Source organism: Clostridium ganghwense (assembly GCF_026735165.1).
GTDB lineage: Bacteria > Bacillota > Clostridia > Clostridiales > Clostridiaceae > Clostridium_H > Clostridium_H ganghwense.
In genome coordinates, this window is record NZ_JAPQES010000025.1 from 1 (window position 1) to 742 (window position 742).

The window sequence follows — 742 nt, forward strand, 5'->3', positions numbered from 1 at the left end:
TCTTTTCAGGTTTTGCTTCATGATACATTGCTAATGCTGCTGCTGGAAGTCCAAACATCATGAATGGGAATTTACCAGTCATAAATGTTCCTGCTGTAAATGGTACTCCATCCTTTAATTGAGCAAAGAATATAGCTTGGTCTCCATTTACTAACTGTCCTGCTTGATTTGTATATTCACCAAATTGGAACCAGAATGGGTTATAGAAAATATGATGTAATCCAAATGGTATTAACGCACGTTCTATTACACCAAATATAAATGCTGCTGCTGTTTTGTTTGCATCAATCATGTTATGAGAGAATGCATTTAAGCCATGTTGAATTGGTGGCCATACAAATGTCATAGCAATACCTACTACTACTGCTACTACTGCTGTAACGATTGGTACAAATCTCTTTCCTGCAAAGAATCCTAAATATGGTGGCAGTTCAATGTTATAATATTTTTTATATACTTGCGCTGCTATAATACCGATAATAATACCACCGAATACACCTGTTTGCAATGTAGGAATTCCTAAAACACTTGCAAAAGCAGGGTCTTTTGTAGCTAATACTTCAGGAGTAACTCCTGTAAGTAGTCCCATAGTAACATTCATTATTAAGAAACCAACTATTGCTGCAAGTCCTGCAACACCTTCTCCTCCTGCTAAACCTACTGCAACTCCTACTGCGAATAATAATGAAAGATTACCAAAAATAATTCCTCCTGATTGTTCCATAACTTTAGCAAATGCTTG

At 36.3% G+C, this 742-nt stretch carries 1 protein-coding gene; it reads right to left on the minus strand.

All coding sequences use genetic code 11. From position 1 onward, the window contains the following. The coding region (locus OXH55_RS19895; protein ID WP_268051887.1) for a PTS transporter subunit EIIC at positions 1–742 on the minus strand (742 nt) is incomplete at both ends.